This is a genomic window from Samsonia erythrinae (assembly GCF_004342665.1).
GTDB classification, from domain to species: Bacteria; Pseudomonadota; Gammaproteobacteria; order Enterobacterales; family Enterobacteriaceae; genus Samsonia; species Samsonia erythrinae.
In genome coordinates this window covers 75,831-95,003 of record NZ_SMBY01000004.1, presented here as the reverse complement: position 1 = coordinate 95,003, position 19,173 = coordinate 75,831, and the positions used below count along the sequence as shown (strand labels likewise).

17 protein-coding genes, 1 other RNA gene and 1 riboswitch are annotated in these 19,173 nt (G+C 53.8%); of the genes, 10 read left to right on the top strand and 8 right to left on the bottom strand.

The window, feature by feature from the left end; all coding sequences use genetic code 11:
- Nucleotides 1–8 precede the first annotated feature (8 nt).
- A non-coding RNA gene (locus EDC54_RS08945) (RtT sRNA) lies at nucleotides 9–138 on the top strand.
- 179 nt (nucleotides 139–317) lie between these two features.
- Here the strand turns inward: EDC54_RS08945 and EDC54_RS08940 are convergent.
- Complete coding sequence (locus EDC54_RS08940) at nucleotides 318–944, bottom strand: trimeric intracellular cation channel family protein (protein ID WP_132455329.1); 627 nt, start codon at nucleotides 942–944, stop codon at nucleotides 318–320.
- 21 nt (nucleotides 945–965) lie between these two features.
- Nucleotides 966–1,061, bottom strand: a riboswitch (glycine riboswitch).
- Nucleotides 1,062–1,349: 288 nt separating this feature from the next.
- On the opposite strand from EDC54_RS08940, the gene xthA reads away from it, so the two are divergent.
- Complete coding sequence (xthA, locus tag EDC54_RS08935) at nucleotides 1,350–2,156, top strand: exodeoxyribonuclease III (RefSeq protein WP_132455327.1); 807 nt, start codon at nucleotides 1,350–1,352, stop codon at nucleotides 2,154–2,156.
- 99 nt (nucleotides 2,157–2,255) lie between these two features.
- Here xthA and EDC54_RS08930 read toward each other — a convergent pair whose 3' ends face one another.
- The 3 genes from EDC54_RS08930 to EDC54_RS08920 form a co-directional block, all read right to left on the bottom strand.
- On the bottom strand, nucleotides 2,256–2,546 hold the full coding sequence (locus EDC54_RS08930; RefSeq protein WP_132455325.1) for a DUF1496 domain-containing protein: 291 nt from the start codon (nucleotides 2,544–2,546) through the stop codon (nucleotides 2,256–2,258).
- Entirely contained in the window at nucleotides 2,543–4,468 is a 1,926-nt protein-coding gene (locus EDC54_RS08925; RefSeq protein ID WP_132455323.1) for a DNA topoisomerase III, read from the bottom strand. The genes EDC54_RS08930 and EDC54_RS08925 overlap by 4 nt, the downstream gene beginning before the upstream one ends.
- 96 nt (nucleotides 4,469–4,564) lie before the next feature.
- Entirely contained in the window at nucleotides 4,565–5,116 is a 552-nt protein-coding gene (locus EDC54_RS08920) for an NAD(P)H nitroreductase (RefSeq protein ID WP_132455321.1), read from the bottom strand.
- A 276-nt stretch (nucleotides 5,117–5,392) separates the two neighbouring features.
- Here EDC54_RS08920 and sppA point away from each other — a divergent pair, with 276 nt between their 5' ends.
- The 3 genes from sppA to pncA all read left to right on the top strand — a co-directional run bounded on the left by sppA (nucleotide 5,393) and on the right by pncA (nucleotide 9,145).
- A complete protein-coding gene (gene sppA, locus EDC54_RS08915) occupies nucleotides 5,393–7,243 on the top strand; it encodes a signal peptide peptidase SppA (RefSeq protein ID WP_132455319.1) in 1,851 nt (616 codons plus the stop codon).
- 214 nt (nucleotides 7,244–7,457) lie between these two features.
- Entirely contained in the window at nucleotides 7,458–8,477 is a 1,020-nt protein-coding gene (ansA, locus tag EDC54_RS08910) for an asparaginase (protein WP_132455620.1), read from the top strand.
- Nucleotides 8,478–8,497: 20 nt separating this feature from the next.
- The gene (gene pncA, locus EDC54_RS08905; protein WP_132455317.1) at nucleotides 8,498–9,145 is read left to right on the top strand and encodes a bifunctional nicotinamidase/pyrazinamidase; all 648 of its coding nucleotides are present in this window, start codon (nucleotides 8,498–8,500) and stop codon (nucleotides 9,143–9,145) included.
- A 51-nt stretch (nucleotides 9,146–9,196) separates the two neighbouring features.
- Here pncA and EDC54_RS08900 read toward each other — a convergent pair whose 3' ends face one another.
- Entirely contained in the window at nucleotides 9,197–9,475 is a 279-nt protein-coding gene (locus tag EDC54_RS08900; protein WP_132455315.1) for a YeaC family protein, read from the bottom strand.
- 110 nt (nucleotides 9,476–9,585) lie between these two features.
- Nucleotides 9,586–10,005: a peptide-methionine (R)-S-oxide reductase MsrB gene (msrB, locus tag EDC54_RS08895; RefSeq protein ID WP_132455313.1), complete on the bottom strand. Its 420-nt coding sequence runs from the start codon at nucleotides 10,003–10,005 to the stop codon at nucleotides 9,586–9,588.
- Between the two features lie 342 nt (nucleotides 10,006–10,347).
- Here msrB and gapA point away from each other — a divergent pair, with 342 nt between their 5' ends.
- Together gapA and EDC54_RS08885 are read left to right on the top strand one after the other, a co-directional pair.
- Nucleotides 10,348–11,343: a glyceraldehyde-3-phosphate dehydrogenase gene (gene gapA / locus EDC54_RS08890; RefSeq protein ID WP_165904289.1), complete on the top strand. Its 996-nt coding sequence runs from the start codon at nucleotides 10,348–10,350 to the stop codon at nucleotides 11,341–11,343.
- A 97-nt stretch (nucleotides 11,344–11,440) separates the two neighbouring features.
- The gene (locus EDC54_RS08885; RefSeq protein ID WP_132455309.1) at nucleotides 11,441–12,310 is read left to right on the top strand and encodes a D-hexose-6-phosphate mutarotase; all 870 of its coding nucleotides are present in this window, start codon (nucleotides 11,441–11,443) and stop codon (nucleotides 12,308–12,310) included.
- A gap of 66 nt (nucleotides 12,311–12,376) precedes the next feature.
- Here EDC54_RS08885 and EDC54_RS08880 read toward each other — a convergent pair whose 3' ends face one another.
- Together EDC54_RS08880 and EDC54_RS08875 are read right to left on the bottom strand one after the other, a co-directional pair.
- Entirely contained in the window at nucleotides 12,377–13,228 is an 852-nt protein-coding gene (locus EDC54_RS08880) for an aldo/keto reductase (RefSeq protein WP_132455307.1), read from the bottom strand.
- A 116-nt stretch (nucleotides 13,229–13,344) separates the two neighbouring features.
- A complete protein-coding gene (locus EDC54_RS08875) occupies nucleotides 13,345–14,094 on the bottom strand; it encodes a MipA/OmpV family protein (RefSeq protein ID WP_132455305.1) in 750 nt (249 codons plus the stop codon).
- A gap of 468 nt (nucleotides 14,095–14,562) precedes the next feature.
- Here EDC54_RS08875 and yeaG point away from each other — a divergent pair, with 468 nt between their 5' ends.
- From yeaG to EDC54_RS08860, 3 genes are all read left to right on the top strand, one after another.
- On the top strand, nucleotides 14,563–16,497 hold the full coding sequence (yeaG, locus tag EDC54_RS08870) for a protein kinase YeaG (RefSeq protein WP_132455303.1): 1,935 nt from the start codon (nucleotides 14,563–14,565) through the stop codon (nucleotides 16,495–16,497).
- A 36-nt stretch (nucleotides 16,498–16,533) separates the two neighbouring features.
- Nucleotides 16,534–17,808 (top strand): YeaH/YhbH family protein, encoded by a 1,275-nt coding sequence (locus EDC54_RS08865; protein WP_132455301.1) that lies wholly within the window; start codon nucleotides 16,534–16,536, stop codon nucleotides 17,806–17,808.
- Between the two features lie 155 nt (nucleotides 17,809–17,963).
- Complete coding sequence (locus tag EDC54_RS08860; protein ID WP_132455299.1) at nucleotides 17,964–19,163, top strand: multidrug effflux MFS transporter; 1,200 nt, start codon at nucleotides 17,964–17,966, stop codon at nucleotides 19,161–19,163.
- Nucleotides 19,164–19,173: the final 10 nt, after the last annotated feature.

The window sequence follows — 19,173 nt, the reverse complement described above, 5'->3', positions numbered from 1 at the left end:
TATCGCATCAGATTCCCATCAGGGGAAGGTGAGAACCTTCGACCAAGGTTCGACAAAACCGGAACGGTTTTGAGCAACGCATCGCGTTGACCCGCAGGGTGAGGTGCGCAGCACCGAATTATCCTTCCCCCACCACCATTTCAAGCCCTACTCTCGCACTAAACTCCAACGCCATCGCATCAGATTCCCGTCAGGGGAAGGTGAGAACCTTCGACCAAGGTTCGACAAAACCGGAACGGTTTTGAGCAACGCATCGCGTTGACCCGCAGGGTTAAGGCGACAATCGGTCAGTAATGACATCGCGGAGAAATATGCCTTTACGCCTTCCCTTTCCAGCGTCCCGGCACATACGAGAAAACCGGAAGCTGCCATGACCAGCGAATCGCCGCCAGACGTAAAGCCAGACCGATAGTGAATGACGTTAGCAGGTTAATATCGTGATTGACGTCAAACGACTTTAGCCCCAGATATAACAGGGCAACTAACAGCGAGACGCTGGCGTACAGCTCTTTCCTCAGCACCATGGGCGTGCGGTTACAGAAAATATCGCGCAGGATGCCGCCAAAAATCCCGGTGACGATACCCGCCATCACCACGACCGTCGTCGAATAATTCAGCTTTAGCGCAACATTGCAGCCGATAATGGTAAATGCAATCAGCCCCATGGCATCCAGCACCAAAAACAGACGGTGCAAATGATGCATAACGCGCGCGATGATGATGGTGAAAAGGCCGGCGCCTATGGTGAGGTAAATGTAGCCGGGGTGCTGAGTCCAGCCAATGGGATAATTGCCGAGAAGGATATCACGCACGGTTCCGCCGCCAAGCGCGGTGATAAAAGCAATCATCCCGACGCCAAAAATATCCATATTGCGACGTCCGGCAGCCAGCGCGCCGGACATGCCCTCTGCGGTAATTGCGATCAGATAGATGTAAGTCAGCACACAAGTTTTCCTGTGAAATGTGCCACTCCCTCTGTCCGCTTTACCTGAGAGTTTACGCAGCTGCGCTGCTTGCCCCTTCGGTGGGTTGCATCGCAACCTCTCTCCAGTTGGCTTAAATGAAAGTCGCAGTAGGGTGGCCTGAGCGATTATGGGAGTTTGCGCCTTCGGCGGAGCGCAATACAACGCGCCCTCTCTCCTGCGAACTGCGGAGTATAGCGGGTGGTAAGCATCCGATTCAACTGAATATAAATGAATCTTATTTTCAGCGATTTTCATCGATGGTAGAGGGGCTGAAGCCGTCGCCATCGGGCGATGTTGGCCGCCGTAAAACGCTCGCCTCACCGTGACGGCAGACCTGACTTTCTGCTACCATCAGGCCACATTTTTCAGCATATGGCAGCGAACATGAAAGTTGTTTCTTTTAATATTAATGGCCTGCGGGCGCGCCCTCATCAGTTGGCCGCCATTATCGAACAACACCAGCCGGATGTGATCGGGTTGCAGGAAACGAAAGTCCACGACGATATGTTTCCGTTAGACGATGTCAGCCGTCACGGCTACCACGTGTATTACCACGGTCAGAAAGGTCACTACGGCGTCGCGCTGCTGTGTAAAACACAGCCAATCGCCGTTCGCCGTGGTTTCCCGACGGATGATGAAGATGCGCAACGGCGGATAATTATGGCGGATTTCGCCACAGAGCATGGAACGTTCACGATCGTTAACGGCTATTTTCCGCAGGGAGAAAAGCGTGACCACCCGGTGAAATTCCCCGCGAAGACACGCTTCTATCAGGATCTGCAAACTTATCTGGAACAGCACCACAGCGCCACACAACCGCTAATCGTGATGGGAGATTTAAATATCAGTCCTACCGATCTGGACATCGGGATAGGGGAAGAGAACCGCAAGCGTTGGTTACGCACCGGTAAATGCTCTTTCCTGCCGGAAGAGCGTGAATGGTTGGCCCGTTTGCAGAACTGGGGGCTGATTGATACCTTCCGCGCCGCCAACCCGGAAAGCAACGATCGCTTTTCGTGGTTTGACTACCGCTCCGCCGGGTTTGATGACAATCGCGGTCTGCGTATTGATCTGATCCTTGCCAGTCCGTTCCTGGCCGAACGCTGTATCGCCAGCGGCATCGATTATGAGATCCGGGCGATGGAAAAGCCGTCCGACCATGCGCCAGTCTGGGCTACGTTTACGTTGTGATCCTGCCTCTATAACAATCGTTCAGGATAAAATCCCCATCACCGCGGGCATCAAGGCCGCCGCGGTGATGCAAAGCATCAACCGTATCTGCATCTTCGGTTACTGCTTAACCAACTGCCAAATCAGGTTATTCGTGCCAAGCGTCTGTTTGTCCTGCACGCATTGCAGAATCACACCATCCATTTTAACGACTGCGCCTTCTGAATAGTGACGGTTTTCATACACACAACAGCGCAGGCAGTTGCTATTGTGTTCCCTCACCGGATTTCCCGCACCCCACACAGCCTGTGGGAGGGGAACGACAACATCCGTTTCCCCGCGATGGGCCTGCGCCAGCGAGGGTAGAACCAACATGATGCTGACGAGACACAAAGATACCCGTAATTTCATTGCCCCTGCTCCTTCGCTTTTTTCGTCTTAGGTTTACGCTGCTTTACCGCCCGCGGCGGGGGTGTCGGAAGATCTTTGAATGCCCTTACCGCACCACTTTGTTTAGCTTGCAGTATTAAATTCTGCAAGGAATCGGTCAGCGGCTGCATAAAGTCCTGATATCGATATTGCTTCTCGCTAATTTTCGTCAGCGTCGCTTCCCAGTGCGCCGTCATATCAGGGTGCGCGGCGCTGTCCGGCAGTGAATGAATCAACGCGCGCCCGGCTTCGCTGGCGTGAATATAGCGCCCTTTTTTGAACAGAAATGTCCGTTTAAACAACAGCTCAATGATGCCCGCTCGCGTCGCCTCGGTGCCTAAACCGTCCGTTGCCCGTAGGATTTTCTTGAGTTCTTTATCCTGTACAAAACGGGCAATTCCCGTCATCGCCGATAACAGCGTGGCATCAGTGAAAGGACGCGGCGGCTGAGTTTGCCGTTCAACCACCTCACCACGCTCGCACAATAACGTATCCCCCTTTGCCACCACCGGCAGCGGCGTTCCCTCATTTTCTTCATCACGCTCTTTGCCGCCCAGCAGCGTGCGCCAACCGGCTTCGGCCAAAAAACGGGCTTTCGCGATAAATTTACCGCCCGCAATATCCAGTTCAATGACGCATTTACGAAACACGGCGTCCGGACAGAACTGCATAATGTACTGCCGAGCGACCAATCCATACACATTGCGCTCATTTTCCGTCAGCGAGGCGCTGGCGCTGCGCGCGGTGGGGATAATGGCGTGGTGAGCATCGACCTTGCCATCGTCCCAGCAGCGGTTACGCCGATCGATTTCCATAACCGGCTGCGGCAACAGATTGGGTTGATGTACCGCTATCGCATTCAATACGGCATGGCGGCCGGCAAAATGCTCTTCGGGCAGATAGCGACAGTCGGATCGCGGGTACGTAATCAGCTTATGGGTTTCATACAGTCTCTGGCACACATCCAGCACCTGTTGGGCGCTCAACCCAAAACGTTTCGCGGCCTCTATTTGCAGCGTAGACAATGAATAAGGCAGCGGAGCGGTTTCTGATTCTCGCTTGTCATGATAGTGGGTGACGAGTGCAGGCTGGCCCTCGATGCGCTTGACGACATGTTCCGCCAACGGGCGGTGCAACAAGCGCCCTTCTTCGTCCTGATACGGTTCGCAGGATTCGCTCGGCTGCCACAGCGCAACAAAACGCTCATCGGCAGGCGTGACGATATGCGCTTTTACTTCGAAATAATCCTTGGGAACGAAGTGCTCGATCTCTTCGTCGCGTCGCACCACCAATCCCAGCACCGGCGTTTGCACGCGCCCCACCGAAAGCACGCCGTCATAACCGGCATTGCGCCCCAACAGGGTATAGGCGCGCGTCATATTAATGCCATAGAGCCAATCGGCACGGGAACGCGCCAGGGCCGAGACACATAACGGAATGAACTCTCTGTTCTCTCGCAGGCGGGAAACAGCGCGTTCTACCGCCTGGGGGTTGAGATCGTTAACCAGACAACGACGGACCTGCCGACGTTTCTCTTCCGGCAGCGCGAGATATTCCAACACTTCATCGACCAGCAGTTGCCCCTCACGATCGGGGTCGCCCGCGTGGACCACTTCGTTGGCATCCGCCAATAACTTTTTAATGATATTCAGCTGCTTGCTGACGGATGGCCGCGGTTGCAACAGCCATTTCTGAGGAATAATGGGCAGGTCGGCAAGAGACCAGCGGGCGTAGCGCGCGTCATAGACGTCCGGCTGAGCCTGCTCCAGCAGGTGTCCTATGCACCAGGTCACGACATCATTCTGACCACAGGCAATAAATCCATCGCCGCGCCGATGCGGTTTTGGTAACACATCTGCAATCGCCCGTGCAAGGCTGGGCTTTTCGGCAATAAACAGTCTCATTATTCACCATCGAGCAGACGGGTCAGTTCCCGCACGGCGCGCGGGAAAACACAGGGTAAAACGAATAAGAAAGCGATACTGTTCAAAAAACGGCGATCAGAAGTAATGGACAAACGTGTCCGTATCCGGCGGCGTTACCGTGGTAGCGGCTTTCAACTGCGGCGTTCCCAGATACAGGAAGCCAACGATCTCGTCCTGTTCACGGCAGTGGAAAGCTTCGCGCACCAGCGTATTGTGCGTCCAGACGCCGCTACGCCAAATGCCATTAAACCCCTGCGCTAACGCCGCCATCTGCATTGCCTGAACCGCACAGCCTGCGGAAACAAGCTGTTCCCATCGCGGGACTTTGGGGTTATCGGTGCAGTGCGCCACGACGGCGATGATCAGCGGGGCACGGTAAGGCGCCTGACGCGCCTTCTCGATACCGGCTTCGTCCAACCCTTCCTGCTGCGCGGCGCGCGTCAGTAGCGCACTAAAACGCGCCATCCCTTCATTTTCGATGATAAAAAAGCGCCACGGTTGCAGGGTGCCGTGGTCCGGCGCACGCATACCGGCATGGATAATGTTATTTAATGCCTCGCCGGTCGGCGCCGGCGCGGTAAGGCGCGAGGCCGAACGACGATTTAATAATAATCCAAGCGCATCCATCGTTCCTCTCCTGTCAGGCCATCTGATTTCAGTTCTTTACGGTATCACCATTTCTTACCGTGATATGTCGCTGTACGACAACATTGCGCGCCACGTTAGCACAAGTAGAAGTTTTGTTACAAGATAACCCCGGCGGGACGCGCGCCAGCGGCGATTTAATACTGACTTTTTACTGTCCGCTCATTAGGATACTATCAGCCCTTGTGTTTTATCACTTGCCAGACGGCGATCTGAAAAACGTTGGGGTACACGCTGTTACCCGTTCATGGAGATATCATGCGCACACTGTGGCGAATTTTTAGCAGGCTGTTTAAGTGGACGTGGCGTCTGCTTAATTTTATCAGAGAATTTATTCTCAACATTTTTCTTGTCGCTCTGATTATCGTTGGCGTGGGGATCTATTCTCAGGTAAAAACGACGCCGGAAGAGGCTACACGAGGCGCTCTGCTGGTCGACCTGACCGGCGTGGTGGTCGACCAACCTTCGGTGAATAATAAACTGCGTCAGTTTGGGCGTGAATTCTTTGGCGCGGCGAACAATCGTCGTCAGGAAAACTCGCTTTTCGATATCGTTGACAGCATTCGTCAGGCAAAAAGTGATACTAACATCACCGGCATCGTGTTGGACCTCAGCGATTTTACCGGAGCCGACCAGCCATCGCTGCAATATATCGGCAAAGCGCTGCGCGAGTTCCGCGATAGCGGTAAACCCATTTATGCCGTCGGCGACAGCTATAACCAGTCGCAATATTATCTGGCCAGTTTCGCCAATTCGATTTCACTCACGCCGCAAGGCAGCGTCGATCTGCATGGTTTCGCCACTAACAACCTTTACTTCAAATCCTTGCTGGATAAGCTGAAAGTCACCACTAATATCTTCCGCGTGGGAACCTATAAATCCGCCGTTGAACCGTATTTGCGCGATGATATGTCACCCGCGGCGCGGGATGCCGACAGTCGTTGGCTTAACGCCCTGTGGCAACAGTATTTAAATACGGTTTCGGCAAACCGGCAGATCACGCCGCAGCAACTCTTCCCCGGCGCGACAAACATCCTTGCTGGTTTGCAGGCCGTCGAGGGCGACACTGCGCGCTATGCGCTGGAAAACAAGTTGGTCGATGAAGTGGCTTCGCGTTCAATGACGGAGCAAACGTTGGTTAAAGCCTTCGGCTGGAATAACCAGAAGAAGAATTTTAATTTCATCAGCATCTATGATTATGCCATTAATCCCCCCAGCCATAATAACAACCAGATCGCGGTGATCTTTGCCAGCGGCGCAATCATTGACGGGACGGAAACGCCGGGAATGGTCGGCGGAGATACCACTGCCGCACAAATTCGTGCCGCGCGTCTCGACCCGAAAATAAAAGCGCTGGTGTTGCGCGTCAATAGCCCCGGCGGTAGCGTCACCGCATCAGAGCTGATTCGCTCAGAACTGATGGCAACACGTCTGGCCGGGAAGCCGATTGTTGTGTCCATGGGCGGCATGGCGGCATCCGGCGGCTACTGGATCTCCACACCGGCGAACGCGATTATCTCCAGTCCAGGCACGCTAACCGGTTCAATCGGTATCTTTGGCGTGATTAACACGTTCGAAAATTCGCTGGAAAGCCTGGGGGTACATACGGATGGCGTTGCCACCTCTCCGCTCGCCGATCTGTCCGTAACCAAATCGCTGCCGCCGGCATTCTCGCAGATGATGCAATTAAGCATCGAACGCGGCTATAAGAACTTCATCGATATTGTGGCGCAGGCGCGTAAGAAAACGCCGGAGCAAATCGATAAGATAGCCCAGGGCCACGTCTGGATTGGGAGCGACGCGAAAGCTAATGGGCTGGTTGATCAGCTCGGCGATTTCGATGACGCCGTCAAGAAAGCCGCTGAACTGGCAAAACTGGGGCAATACCAGTTGAACTGGTACGCCGAGCAGCCTGGCGTGCTCGATACTCTGTTAAATCAGGTTAACGTTTCTGTTTACGCCCTGCTGCCAGCCGCCATTCAGTCAATGCTGCCTGCTCCTGTCGCGCAGTTGGCGGACGTGGTGCAGTCACAGCCGTCTATAATGAATAACCTGAATGACCCACAGCATCGCTACGCCTTCTGTCTGACCTGCGGAGACGTCAGGTAGCGTTCCCTCCGGGGGCCCGGTAATGCTCATGGCTTCATGATGCGATTATCGGGCTTCCGCCTCCGAAACTCTCACGTCTTCCATTACGATACCGTTTGACGCACGATGCGTCCGTCAGGTAATGCACATGAAGAGCAGCGCAAACGGCCAGCACACCTGCAATTTGACGCATAACGAGTATATAATTCACGTTTTGATGCTTACCCATACTATCATGCGAAAGAAATCCATTTACGTCGCCTATACGGGCGGAACCATTGGTATGCAGCGCTCCACTCATGGCTATGTGCCGGTTTCCGGTCATTTGCAGGAACAGTTGGCGCAAATGCCTGAATTCCACCGTGACGAAATGCCGGCATTTACCCTTCATGAATATACCCCGCTGATCGATTCGTCCGATATGACCCCGGCAGATTGGCAATACATCGCGGACGATATTCAACAGCATTATGATGATTACGATGGTTTCGTGATTCTGCATGGCACCGACACGATGGCGTTCACCGCCTCAGCGCTGTCGTTCATGTTGGAAAACCTGGCCAAACCGGTCATTGTGACAGGGTCACAGATTCCGCTGGCGGAGCTGCGCTCGGACGGTCAAACCAACCTGTTGAACGCGCTGTATGTCGCGGCGAACTACCCGATTAACGAGGTCACCCTCTTCTTCAATAACAAACTGTTACGCGGCAACCGTACGACTAAAGCTCATGCGGATGGCTTTGATGCGTTCGCGTCTCCTAATTTTCCTCCGCTGCTCGAAGCGGGGATTCATATTCGCCGTCTGGCGCCTAGCGTAGGGTGCACTCACTGCCCGCCGTTACAGGTGCATCACATCACGCCGCAGCCTATCGGCGTGGTTACCCTTTATCCCGGCATCTCCGCCGATGTGATCGGTAACTTCCTGCGTCAACCGGTGAAGGCGTTAATCTTGCGCTCTTATGGCGTTGGAAACGCGCCGCAAAGTCCGGGGTTACTTAACGAGTTACGCGAAGCCTGTGCTCGCGGTACTGTGGTCGTCAACCTTACGCAGTGCATCTCCGGGCGTGTCAACATGGGCGGCTATGCGACGGGCAATGCGCTGGCTCAGGCCGGGGTGGTCAGCGGTTTTGACATGACGGTCGAGGCCGCGTTGACCAAACTGCACTACCTGCTGAGTCAGCCGGCATTAGTCGCCGATGAAATTCGCGGCTTAATGCAGCAGAATCTGCGCGGGGAATTAAGCGATAAAGATTAAGTCAGTCAACGGAGTAGAGAATGAAAAAGGCGTTGCTATTAGTTGATTTACAAAATGATTTTTGTCCGGGCGGCTCACTGGCGGTTAACGAGGGCGATCGCGTTATTGAGATCGCCAATCGCGCCATTGAGGCCAGTGTCGACGCCGGCGTCGCGGTCATTGCCAGTCAGGACTGGCACCCCTCCGAACACGGCAGCTTTGCCGCCAATGCAAACGCCACCGTTGGGGAAATAGGCGAGCTGCACGGACTACCGCAGGTATGGTGGCCTGTTCACTGCGTTCAGGGCACACCCGGCGCGGACTTCCATCCGGCATTGCGTCGGTCTGCGATTCAGTGGGTGGTACAGAAAGGTACGCAACCGGAAATCGACAGCTACAGCGCTTTTTTCGATAACGGACATCGGGTTAAAACCGAACTGGATGATTGGCTGCGCGCTCAGGGTATCCGCCACTTGACGATTATGGGACTCGCCACTGACTATTGCGTCAAGTTCAGCGTATTAGATGCAATCGCGTTAGGCTATCGTACCGAGGTATTAGTGGATGGCTGTCGGGGCGTTAACCTTTCTCCGACAGACAGCGAGAGTGCGTTACGGGAAATGGCGCAGCGTGGCGCAATACTTACGGATATCACACGGTATTGTTCTGGATTGTCTGCCGGCGGCTGACGGAAAAAATGATGGTACATCGCCGCGGTCGTTAAGACCGTCGGCTGATGTTTAGCCCTTAGGCTTAAGGGTGGCGATCGCCTCTGCCCCGCTAAACTGCTGCTTCAGCTCTTGCTTGCTTTTCATCACAATCTCGCCATTCGTGCCAATGGTCATATGTTCCGCCTGCTCGTTGTTGCGCGCCTGCCACAGCATGACCATTTGCAGACAGTTTTCTTTCTGCTCCGCCGTCAACGCGACGCCATCCGGCCACTTGCCCAGTTCTACCGCGGTGGCTAACCGCTGGTAAATTTCAGGCGTCATCGTGTCAATCAGTTCGTTGAGTTCCATATCCGGTTCCCGCTCCGAGAAAAGTCTGGTTATTATTCTCTGAGTTCGTCACAATAGCTGAATCGTTTAAAGCTAGTGGCGCCCAGCCGTGGCATCCGTTCCGAACGGCCTTAGCCGTCAACGCGCTCGCCATCCACCGCATCAATAAAGCGGAGTGAGGCGGAGTTGACACAGTAGCGTTCACCGGTCGTTTTAGGACCATCGGGGAAAACATGACCCAAATGCGCATCACACTGCCCGCAGCGAATTTCAATACGGCGCATATTGTGCGAATCATCGTCAAGGTAGCGGATGGCTTCTGACGAAACGGGCTGATCAAAACTAGGCCAGCCGCAGCCTGAGTCATACTTGTTATCAGAATAAAACAGCGGAGACTGGCAGCACAGACAGTGATAAACGCCGGTGCGCTTGTTATGCAGCAATTTGCCTGAAAACGCAGGCTCCGTGCCGCGCTGCTGGGTGACATAGCGCTGCATCTCTGTCAGTTCAGCCTGATCAGGCGGGGTAGGCAAAACAGAGTCGTTAGTCATAGGGGCTCACCGCTAGAGTTATCAATCCAATTGATCTTTAATTATAACAAAAAATTAACAACCATACAGGCGATAATGGCCTAAAATCGTGAATATTATGGGGGTGACAATCTAATTGTGATCTGCATCACATATTGAGGCGACGCAGGCTTTATATGATGCAATCTGACCCCATATCGGTCTTAAATATTATTGAGTTACAGGCACTGGCGGTCTTTGCGCAAAGAGTGATCGCGGGTTTGACTTACCGCAACTATTGACACGATTCCGCTTGACGCCCAGCAAGGTTTTTGTAATTTTACAACCAACCTTTTATTCACTAACCCATAGCTGGTGGAATATATGACTATCAAAGTAGGTATCAACGGATTTGGCCGTATTGGACGTATTGTTTTCCGCGCTGCGCAAGAACGCTCTGACATCGAAATCGTTGCAATCAACGACCTGTTAGACGCTGAATACATGGCGTACATGCTGAAATACGACTCAACGCACGGTCGTTTTAACGGCACCGTTGAAGTTAAAGATGGCCACCTGGTTGTTAACGGCAAAACCATCCGTGTTACCGCAGAAAGAGATCCTGCTAACCTGAAGTGGAATGAAGTCAATGTGGACGTTGTTGCCGAAGCAACCGGGATCTTCCTGACTGACGAAACTGCGCGTAAACACATCGCAGCGGGTGCGAAAAAAGTCGTTCTGACTGGCCCATCTAAAGATAACACCCCGATGTTCGTTATGGGTGTAAACCACAAAGCTTACGCAGGTCAGGACATCGTTTCTAACGCCTCGTGTACGACCAACTGTCTGGCGCCGCTGGCGAAAGTCATCAATGACAACTTCGGTATCGTTGAAGCGCTGATGACCACCGTTCACGCAACTACCGCCACTCAGAAAACGGTTGATGGCCCGTCTCACAAAGACTGGCGCGGCGGCCGCGGCGCGTCTCAGAACATCATCCCCTCTTCTACTGGCGCAGCCAAAGCCGTCGGTAAAGTTATTCCTGAGTTGAACGGCAAACTGACCGGCATGGCGTTCCGCGTTCCTACGCCGAACGTTTCCGTTGTCGACCTGACCGCTCGTCTGGAAAAACCGGCCTCTTACAAAGAAATCTGTGCGGCAATCAAAGCAGCCTCTGAAGGCGAGCTGAAAGGCGTGCTGGGCTATACCGAAGACGACGTTGTTTCTACCGATTTCAACGGTGAAAAACTGACTTCAGTATTTGATGCCAAAGCCGGTATCGCACTGAGCGATAACTTTGTGAAGCTGGTTTCCTGGTATGACAACGAAACCGGTTATTCAAACAAGGTTCTGGATCTGATCGCCCACATCTCTAAATAAGCGTCGCGATGGTTCCGTGATAAAAGGGCGACATGATGTCGCCCTTTTTTATTGCAGGGTTTTTATTGCAAAGAATAAAATCACCAAAGGCACTATCATGCATAACACGATTTTTTCGCTCCCCGTAACGAAGCCGATTAGCGCAACGCTCAGCCAGCGCCAGCGGGATCAACTGCCCGTCATCGTCGTCGATCACCCCGCAGTTCGCGCGGCCGTCGCGCTGCAAGGCGCACACCTGCTGAGCTGGCAGCCCGCCAATGAAGCGCCGGTTCTGTGGTTGAGCGACAACACCCCGTTTACGCCGCATGTCGCCATCCGTGGCGGCGTACCGATCTGTTTCCCCTGGTTTGGCCCGTTCTCCACGCCGAACCACGGTTTTGCCCGCCTGCTGCCGTGGGAGTTTACCGCTCACAGTGAAGATGAACATGGCGTGCAACTGACCTTTACGCTGCGGGACAATGAGGAGACGCGTAAAAGCTGGCCGCATGAATTCACGCTGATTGCACGTTTCAACCTGGGCAAAGAATGTCGCATTGAGCTGGAAGCGCATGGCGATTACAGCATGACCAGCGCGCTACACACCTATTTCCATATCGGCAGCATCAGTGACATCCATATCTCCGGGTTAGGAACATCCTTTATTGATAAGGTTGATGAGGGCAAACTAGCCACACAGCATGGCGATCTGGTCTTTACCGATCGTACCGACCGTATCTACACCCAGCCGCAGGCCACCAGCATCGTGCACGACCCGATACTGAAACGCACCATTGAAGTGCACCATTCCAATAACAGCGACGTGGTCGCCTGGAATCCCGGTGCCGCGCTCTCCCGCACGATTAGCGATATGACCGATGAGGGTTATAAAACGTTTGTGTGTGTGGAAACGGCGCGAATTCATCAACCGCTTGTAGCGTCCGCCAAGGCGCCGGCTCGTCTGACGACGGTTATCCGCGTTAAGAAATAACAACCGCATTGGTGTATGGCGACATGGTTAACCATACACCCTTTTCTGAAAATGCTTGTCCGTCCGCTACACCACATCCAGATGCTGTTTGCGCGTCGGCGGTGGAAAAGCCTGATCTAACTGCGCGATATCTTCCGCAGACAGCACCACATCCCGCGCCTGCGCATTTTCTTCAACGTGCTTCACCGCACTGGCTTTCGGGATCGCAATAACGCCGGGCTGGCGAATAACCCATGCTAAAAGGAGCTGAGCCGGTGTGATCCCCCGCTCGCGCGCAATGTGGTTCACCACCGGATGCGAGAATAATCCGTCACGTAGACGCCCCGCCTGCGCCAGCGGGCAATAGGCCATCACCGGAATCTGCTGTTGCCGGCACCACGGCAGCAAATCAAACTCAATACCGCGCGATGCCAAATGGTAAAGCACCTGATTGGTCATACAGCGCTGCCCACCGTTCAGCGACCACAGCGCCTGCATGTCCTCAAGGTCGAGATTGGACACGCCCCACTGGCCGATTTTGCCCGCCTGCTGCAATCGTTCCATTGCGGCGATCGTATCAGCTAATGGGATGCCGCCGCGCCAGTGCAGCAGATACAGATCGATATGCTCGGTTTGCAGTCGCTTCAGGCTGCGTTCGCAGGCCTGTATCGCCTTTTCGCCTTCCGCATTGTGCGGGTAGACTTTCGACACCAGATAGACACGGTCGCGCAGGCCGCGTATCGCCTCACCGACCACCTCCTCCGCGCCGCCGTCCGCATACATTTCTGCCGTATCAATCAGCGTTAACCCAAGGTCGATACCCGCTCGCAGCGCCGCTATCTCCTGGGCCTTCATCCGGGCATCTTCGCCCATATACCAGGTTCCCTGACCGATTGCCGGAACACGGGTACCGTCTGGAAAACAGATCTCTTTTGCCACAACGCCCTCCTTATTATGTCCGTCAACCTAACACAGCGTTCAGCGCACCTTAAATGTGCAAATGGGGTGATACCACCCCATTATTGTGCTGCAAATGCACCAAATAGTTGCAAGCATCAGAAGCGATAACTCACGCCTGCGCTCATTAAGATACTGTGATTACTGTCAACGATAGGGCTGTCTTTCACCTCGTCAGACAAACGCGTGTAACGACCTACGGCCCAGGCGCTCCAGCTTTGGTTAATCTGATAACCCGCGCTCAGTTCAAGATACGGGGCCCAGCCATCGCCGGGGCTATATTGGCTAAAGCCGGAGCGTGATGACTCTTTGGCGCTAACGCCATAGTAATACTGGTTCATATTTTCGCTAAACCAGGTGACGCCGATACCGGGAGTGATGCTCACCTCCCCCAGCGAGAAGCGGTAAAGATAGGCGGTATCCCACGCAAAGCCGTTGCTATAATCGAGCGTATCACCGGCCAGCACAGTACGGATTTCGCCCCAGTCAGCGATATGACGGTAGGCCGCGCCCGCCATCAGCGTACCGCGGCGTTTATCTAACTGCTTCATACGCAGATCGTCGCTATCTCCCGGTTTAAACCCTAAAGGCAGGTAGTAGGCCGTTAAAGAGAGACGATTTGCGCCGTCATTCCACAGGTAGTATCCGCCACCCAGCCCGCGGAAATAAAAATTTTCACTCTCATAATTCAGTACAGGAAGCGGATAAACGTCATTATCAACACCACGGTACACCGACGTTGATCCCGCAGCGCCAAGGCCCAGAGAAACGTCTGCCGCATGCGCGGAAGACAGGGCTACAGCACCAGGGAGCAGCGCGGCCAGCATACATAGTTGAAATTTTTTCACTGTTTTCTATTTCCTATTACAGATAAATATCATGAAAAATGATAAGCCAATGGCACATATTCGCAATCAGGTTATATAAAAATAACATGAATGAATAAACTATATCACCGATAGGTTTTACGTCTATTAAACACCGGCGATTAACGGCAACGTTAAGGCAGGATGCCCATCAGCAGCGATATTACACCGATTATTGTGAAACTGAGTCATTGAAATATCTTAAAAATACGTCGGAGGACTGGGAGGAAATTTTGCAGATGCAAACTACGCTTTAATACTGAAGGTGACGTCTTCCCGGTCAGCAGGCATGACGAAAATCACGCCCCCCAAAACCACAAGTTGGCATAAGGGTTGCTGTATTCGGAAGACGTCTTCTTTGGGAGGGCAATATATTATCAGGCATCTTGGCCATCTCTTATTCCATGCGCTCTCTTAACCTGTGCTAATCGACGAAGGACGGGCATCGCTATGAACATATTTGATCACTACCGCCAGCGCTACGACGCTGCCAAGGACGAAGAGTTCACCCTGCAGGAATTCCTTACTCTGTGTCAGCAAGATCGCAGTGCCTATGCGAATGCGGCCGAGCGATTGTTAATGGCTATCGGTGAGCCTGTAATGGTGGATACCGCCCAAGAATCACGACTGTCACGCCTGTTCTCGAACCGCGTGATTGCGCGCTACCCTGCCTTTGAAGAATTTTATGGGATGGAGGAGGCCATTGAGCAGATCGTCTCTTACCTGAAACATGCCGCACAGGGGTTGGAAGAGAAGAAACAGATCTTGTATTTGCTGGGGCCGGTCGGCGGCGGGAAATCGTCACTGGCCGAACGTTTGAAAGCGCTGATGCAAGGCGTTCCCATTTATATTCTCAGCGCCAATGGCGAGCGCAGTCCGGTGAATGACCACCCGCTGTGCCTGTTCAACCCGCAGGAAGACGCGGCCATATTGGAGAAAGAGTATTCGATTCCTCGACGCTACCTCGGTACGATCATGTCGCCCTGGGCAGCCAAACGACTTCAGGAATTCGGCGGGGATATCACCAAATTCCGGGTCGTCAAAGTGTGGCCGTCGATTCTGGCGCAAATTGGGATAGCGAAGACCGAACCCGGCGATGAAAATAATCAGGATATTTCCGCACTGGTCGGTAAAGTCGATATCCGCAAGCTGGAGCATTATGCCCAAAACGATCCCGACGCCTATGGTTATTCCGGCGCGCTGTGCCGCGCCAATCAGGGCATCATGGAGTTCGTGGAAATGTTCAAAGCGCCGATCAAAGTGCTCCACCCGTTGCTGACCGCCACGCAGGAAGGCAACTACAATGGGACGGAAGGGATTGCCGCACTGCCCTTCAACGGCATTATTCTGGCGCACTCTAACGAATCGGAATGGGTACAGTTCCGTAACAACAAGAATAATGAAGCGTTCCTCGACCGCGTTTATATCGTGAAAGTACCCTACTGCCTGCGCGTGTCCGAAGAGGTTAAAATCTACGATAAGTTGCTCAATCACAGCGAACTGGCACATGCGCCCTGCGCCCCCGGTACGCTGGAAACGCTGGCACGCTTTTCTATCCTGTCGCGTCTCAAAGAACCGGAAAATTCCAGCATCTACTCCAAGATGCGGGTGTACGATGGAGAAAGCCTGAAAGACACCGACCCGAAGGCGAAGTCCTATCAGGAATACCGTGATTACGCCGGCGTAGATGAAGGAATGAACGGTCTGTCGACCCGTTTCGCGTTCAAGATTTTGTCCCGCGTCTTTAATTTCGATCACAGCGAAGTCGCCGCCAACCCGGTACACCTGTTCTACGTTCTGGAGCAACAGATCGAACGCGAACAGTTCCCGCAGGAACTGGCCGAAAAATACCTTGAGCACCTGAAGGGGTATCTGACGCCGAAATACGCCGAATTCATCGGTAAAGAGATCCAGACCGCTTATCTTGAATCCTATTCCGAATACGGTCAGAACATTTTCGATCGCTATGTCACCTATGCGGATTTCTGGATTCAGGATCAGGAGTACCGCGACCCGGATACCGGTCAACTCTTTGACCGCGAATCCTTGAACGCTGAGCTGGAAAAAATCGAGAAACCGGCAGGCATTAGTAACCCCAAAGATTTTCGTAACGAGATCGTCAACTTTGTCCTGCGCGCCCGCGCCAACAATAACGGTCGAAATCCGAACTGGACCAGTTATGAGAAGCTGCGCACGGTCATCGAGAAAAAAATGTTCTCCAATACCGAAGAGCTGCTACCGGTCATTTCGTTTAACACCAAAACCTCAACGGATGAGCAGAAAAAACATGATGACTTCGTCGATCGCATGATGGAGAAAGGCTATACCCGCAAGCAGGTGCGTTTGCTGTGCGAATGGTATCTGCGGGTAAGGAAATCATCATAATGACGCACGATGCTGGCAACAGCGTTTGGGGGAAACATGGCCTACTTTATTGACCGGCGACTGAACGGCAAAAACAAAAGCACGGTGAACCGCCAGCGCTTTCTGCGCCGCTATAAGTCGCAAATAAAAAAGTCGATTTCCGAGGCCATTAATAAGCGTTCGGTGACCGACATCGAAAGCGGGGAGTCCGTATCGATCCCCAATGAAGACATCAACGAACCGATGTTTCATCAGGGCCGGGGTGGACGGCGCCATCGCGTCCATCCAGGTAACGACCATTTTGTACAGAACGACAAAATCGAGCGGCCACAAGGCGGTGGCGGCAGCGGCGCCGGTCAGGGCAATGCCGGCCAGGATGGCGAAGGTCAGGATGAATTCGTCTTTCAGATATCCAAAGACGAATATCTGGATCTGCTGTTTGAAGATCTGGCGCTGCCGAACCTGAAAAAGACGCAGCATCAGCAGATGACCGAGTACAAAACGCATCGTGCCGGATACACCGCTAACGGCGTTCCGGCCAACATCAGCGTGGTGCGATCGCTGCAAAACTCGCTGGCGCGCCGCATGGCGATGACGGCGGGGAAACGCCGCGCGCTCCATGAGCTGGAAGAGACGCTGGAAACGTTGGAACACGCCGAACCGGCTCAATTACTGGAGGAGGAACGGCTGCGTCAGGAAATTACCGAGCTGCGTCAGAAGATCGCCCGCGTTCCCTTTATCGACACGTTCGATCTGCGTTACAAGAACTACGAACGGCGAGCCGAACCCTCCAGTCAGGCCGTCATGTTCTGTCTGATGGACGTGTCCGGATCGATGGATCAGGCGACAAAAGACATGGCAAAGCGCTTTTATATTCTGCTGTATTTGTTCCTCAGCAGAAATTACAAAAACGTGGAGGTGGTGTATATCCGTCACCATACACAGGCAAAAGAGGTCGATGAGCAGGAATTCTTTTACTCTCAGGAAACCGGCGGCACCATCGTTTCCAGTGCGTTAAAGCTGATGGAAGACGTGGTGCGTGAGCGTTACGACCCGGCGCAATGGAATATCTACGCGGCGCAGGCGTCGGATGGCGATAACTGGGCGGATGACTCCCCTTTGTGCCACCAGATCCTGGCGAAGCAGCTTCTGCCGATGGTACGTTACTACAGCTATATTGAGATCACCCGTCGTTCGCACCAGACGCTCTGGCGTGAATACGAAGAACTGCACGACATGTTCGATAATTTCGCCATGCAGCATATTCGTGAGCCCGACGATATCTATCCGGTTTTCCGCGAGCTGTTCCGTAAACAAACCGTAGGACATTAATCACATCATCGGCCAACGGCTATTTCGCTGGCCGACGCGCTTCTTCAGCGCGGCCACCGCACCGATTGCCACCCTGCCGCACAGATAACGCTTTCTTTCCCCTCATCAGCACTTTACCCTGTGGAACCCATAAAAACCGGATCGCTGTTTTTGTTATGCAAAGATTTCTCCTGCTTTTACTGGCGCTGGTGTTACTCGGCCCGTTAGGAATCGATATTTATTTACCGCTCATTCCCGCCATCGCGACCGCGTTGAACAGCCCGGAATCGCTGATTCAGTCGACCGTCGCACTCTTTATTCTGGTTATGGGCTTAGGCCAACTGCTGGCCGGTCCGCTGGTCGATAAATACGGACGGCGTCCAATGGCGCTGGCCGGCGTAGTGATCTATATCATCGGCGCCATCATGGCCGCGCTGGCGACCAGCGCGATGCTGTTCATCCTGTCACGCCTTTTTCAGGGAATGGCCGTCTGCTGCACCGCCGTCGCGATTTTCAGCAGCGTGCGCGACAAACTGAACGGGGATGACGCGGCCAGAACCTATGGTTTTCTTAACGGCACATTGAATATCGTGCCTGCGTTGGCGCCGCTGTTAGGCGGATTATTGGCCGAAGCGTTCGGCTGGCGAGCGCCGTTCTGGTTTCTGGCTGGCTACAGCGTTCTGGTGCTGGTGCTCATTAGCCGTTTCCTGCCGGAAACGCGTCCCGATGCGACGCTGCCGGTACACGGGATCCCTTTGCGTCAATATCAGCGTATTTTATCCGACGGTCATTTTCTGGGCTTCGCGCTGGTCAACGCGGGCGCGATGGGAATGGCGCTGACCTACGTCACTTTCTCCCCCGCGGTATTGATGAATCAGGCCCGCCTGACGCCGCTGGAGTTTTCAATCGCTTTTGGCGCCAACGGTTTTTGGATCATGCTGGTCAGTTTCTTTGCTAACCGTATTATTCGTAAAGTCGGTCGGCCACGCTGCCTGACCATCGGCAGCCTGCTGATGGGCGCGGGTTTTCTTTCACTGCTGGGGGGCGTCGTCCTGTTACCAGAGGCGATGCAAAACACCTGGCCAACCTATATGTTACCCGTTGCGCTGGCCTGCGCCGGTCTGGCATTTTTGATCGGGCCGGCCACCAGCTACGCGCTGGAGCCCTACTCCAGAGAGGTCGGAATTGCATCGGCGATGATAGGATTTATACAGATGGCCGGGGGCGCCGCGCTTGGGCTGGGAGCGATGGCGATACCGCTGCCGTCAAAACTATCGCTGGCGCTGGTGATGCTTTGTGCCACGCTGCTGGCCATACGCGCCCGCCTTCTGACGCGCTATCACAAGGGCAGCCTGACGTCGCTGCCCCGCCGTTAATTCGGAATAG